4 protein-coding genes and 1 pseudogene are annotated in these 3,172 nt (G+C 50.7%); 4 read left to right on the top strand and 1 reads right to left on the bottom strand.

Features of this window, described 5'->3' with window-relative positions:
- The 3 genes from EPIR_RS03620 to EPIR_RS03605 all read left to right on the top strand — a co-directional run.
- On the top strand, positions 1-1,012 hold a 1,012-nt coding region (locus EPIR_RS03620), incomplete at its 5' end, for a VENN motif pre-toxin domain-containing protein (protein ID WP_193387530.1).
- Between the two features lie 262 nt (positions 1,013-1,274).
- Complete coding sequence (locus EPIR_RS03610; RefSeq protein WP_023653946.1) at positions 1,275-1,907, top strand: hypothetical protein; 633 nt, start codon at positions 1,275-1,277, stop codon at positions 1,905-1,907.
- Positions 1,904-2,155, top strand: a complete 252-nt coding sequence (locus EPIR_RS03605; protein WP_048696861.1) for a hypothetical protein — start codon at positions 1,904-1,906, stop codon at positions 2,153-2,155. Before EPIR_RS03610 ends, EPIR_RS03605 begins: the two co-directional genes overlap by 4 nt.
- A 51-nt stretch (positions 2,156-2,206) precedes the next feature.
- On the opposite strand, the gene EPIR_RS03600 is transcribed toward EPIR_RS03605, so the two are convergent.
- Positions 2,207-2,362 carry a SymE family type I addiction module toxin gene (locus tag EPIR_RS03600; RefSeq protein WP_048696859.1) on the bottom strand — a complete coding sequence of 52 codons (156 nt, stop codon included), beginning with the start codon at positions 2,360-2,362 and terminating at the stop codon, positions 2,207-2,209.
- Between the two features lie 48 nt (positions 2,363-2,410).
- Here EPIR_RS03600 and EPIR_RS03595 point away from each other — a divergent pair.
- Positions 2,411-3,172, top strand: a pseudogene (locus EPIR_RS03595) (VENN motif pre-toxin domain-containing protein); the annotation flags it as partial.

Here is a 3,172-nt window from a genome sequence, read left to right as displayed (position 1 = left end):
AGGCGCGACGGCCGGCGAGTTTATCGCACAGCAGCTGTATCCGGGGGTCCCGAAGGAACAGTTAAGCGAGGAGCAGAAACAGACCATCAGCGCGCTGGGCACGCTGGCAGCGGGTCTTGCGGGAGGGTTGACGGGAGGCAGCGCCGCCGATACAGTTTCGGGAGCGCAGGCTGCGAAGAATGCGATTGAGAATAATCTTCTGGGGGCCACATCCTCAGACAAACTCGATAAAGCCATTGAGAAAATCAAACAGGGTGATAAATCTTTAGCCGCCGCAAATGATCTGATCCAGCTGGAAAACGCCGACAGACGCAGTGATGCGCTGGTGTCTAAATTCACCAAAGACCCTTCGCAAATGAACAGTACAGAACGCGCCGAACTGGCGGGTTATCTGCGCGTTTATGCGGCAGAGATGGAAAAAGAATACGGCCCGGCGGTATCGCAGGAGCTGTTGAAAGGGCTGCTATCAGGGCAGGAGTATATAAAACGTAATCCAGATTCGGAGGCAATGGCCAGCGCTCAAAAAATAATGAATACCTGGGGTTACCATAAATCAAATGCCAGTATTGGTGATGCGCCACTGATATTTGGTGGCAATGTGCTGGGCACCACAATAAAAGAAGGGATGGCGCTTAATGCGGCCATCGGTGTAAGCGTTAATACCGGCGTTCAGCTGAGCGGAAAAGATCCGTTCAGCTATGTTGATGTCATTATGGCCGGAGTAACCGCTGCGGTGACAACAGGTAAAGGTATCGGAGCATCGGCTGCAATCAATATGGGCGGTGCTGCTGTAGGCAGTGGAGTTAAGGGGGAAGATCCGACTAATTCTACTATTGGTGCTGGCCTCGGTAGTGTAGCTGGAGGAGTCGCTGGGAAAATTGCTTCAGAGATAACGAAACCCATTGCTAAAGAGACGGCATCTGAAGTAAGTGAAGCTGCTATCGGTGCCATTACATCTGAAGTGACTGGGAATAAGGTTAAAGAACAACTAGATCGAGGAGGGAAAAAATAATTAAATTCGAAAAGATTGGGTTCCCATTGTTTATTTTTCTCATTCTGTATTGGATGGTTGCGATTTTCCTAATGGTTTTTTTATTAAGTCTAGGGATTGCGTTTGTTTTTTACCTAAAAAATGGCAATGAGTTATATTTTGATTTTTTTAAAGAATCAACTTATTCCCTAAGCAAGGCAATACTAAGTGGTACTATCCTCGGTGCCGGAATCTGGATAAAAGCCAAACTCCAGGAGCGTAAAAATAAAAAAGGAATCAGCTAGTGGAGAATAATCTTCTGGGAAGTGTGCTGGCAGCGGCAAATAAACAGAAGCCCGGAACTACAGCGAGTTATGAATCTGGCACACAGACAGCAATTAAAGAAGCATGTAGCGGCGATACGCCTATCTCCTGCCAGACAGCGATGGCTGCCGTGGGTAGTGCGCTGGCATGGCCACTTTTACCGGGAGTTGCAGCAACGACCAGCCTGATAGGTGCGGGAGCCAATGCCGGAGTGGGTTATCTGATTAACGGCGAAGTGAATCCAAATGATGTTGTGCTCGGCTACTGGACAGGCGCACTGACTGCCGGAACTGGATTATGGGGTACAGTGGGCGTAAATGCGGCCAGCGGAGCCACATCCAGCTACCTTAAAGGTGATGATCCGTTGAAAGGTGGCGCAATCAGTGGTGCGGCGTCTGGGCTGGGGTATGGAGCCGGTAAGCTGATTCAGGGGCCGCTTGATAAAGTGTTAAATCCGAACTGGAAGAACTGGGAATGGATTGATATGGGTATGGGCGTATCGAAGCCGATGCCGTTAGATCCGCTGCCGGGGGTTGCTGGCAATATAACTGGTTCAGTGACAACAGAATACTCTAATGATCAGGCAGGAAAAAAATTAAGGGGTGAAAAGTGAAAATTTCAACCTCAAAATGGTTTTTTATTTTTATTTACCTGATGGTTTCACTCCCTGTCGGGGTATCTATAGCGGTTGTTGCTACTCAGGTTTTAATAAAACTAATTTTCTTTTTCCTTTATGGTGTATCTATAGATCTATCTTCAATTGATTTTGCAAAAATTCTGAAGGGAAGCATCGGAGGCGGAATAATCGGAGCAATTGGCTGTTGGTGGATTTATTATCAGCGCTACAGACAAAAGAGATAGTTCCGAAATCCCAACCTTTGCGGTTGGGATTTTACTTTATAAGCCAGTCAGTTACCCTTCCCCCGCCAGCCGGATGATCAGCTGCCCCGGTTCGGTGATCACCTCGATCTTCTGCCCGGTATCAAATCCCGGCTCCGCCATCCAGTGGCCCTTCAGGGTAATGGACGGTGACTGCAGGTGCTTAATATGATCCCTGATATAGCCCACGGTATAACGCCTTGCTTTAGTTGTGGGTGTGACCGTCTCTGACTTATTAGTTCGCTTAACCTGAGCCGCGATAAGATGCACAGCACCTGGGATTCGGTGCAGGAGCAGACCGGCATCTTTGCCGGCAAAGGCGGCTTTGATATCACCACCGACGGGCATACCCAGCTGAACGGCGCGGTTATCGGCAGCACCGCCACGGCGGATAAAAACCGCCTTGATACCGGCACGCTGGGCTTTGGCAATATCGACAACGAGGCCGAATATCAGGTCGAACACCTGAGCATCGGCTTAAGCACCAGCGGCAATGCGGGCCAGCAGTTCCTCGGTAATGTGGCAAGCGGCCTGCTGGTCGGCGCCAACGGTAGCGGAAGCGGCAGCTCAACGACCAAAGCGGCGGTCTCTGACGGCACAATAACCATCCGCGACCAGGCAAACCAGACGCAGGATGTCGCCGACATGAGCCGCGACGTGGAGAATGCCAACCAGACCCTTTCCCCAATCTTTGATAAAGAGAAGGAGCAGCAGCGGCTACAGGAAGCGCAGAAGATTGGCGAAATAGCGGTTCAGGCAATGGATATCGCGGCGACCCAGGGTAAAATTATCGCCACGCATGTGGCAAATGATAAAATCGCCGGGGCAACGCAGGGCGACCGCGATAAAGCCCTGGCCGAACTGAAAAAGCAGGACCCGTCGAAGCAGTACGACAGCGCGGATATCGAAAAGCAGGTCTACCAGAACTTCTATAATCAGGCATTGACGGAAAGCCAGCTCGGCACCGGCGGCAAGGTGCAGCAGGCGATGCACGCCGCC

Origin of the sequence: Erwinia piriflorinigrans CFBP 5888 (assembly GCF_001050515.1) — a bacterium.
In the GTDB taxonomy this organism is placed as follows: domain Bacteria; phylum Pseudomonadota; class Gammaproteobacteria; order Enterobacterales; family Enterobacteriaceae; genus Erwinia; species Erwinia piriflorinigrans.
Note: the sequence above shows the minus strand (reverse complement) of the source record. Positions and strands in the feature narration are given on the sequence as shown.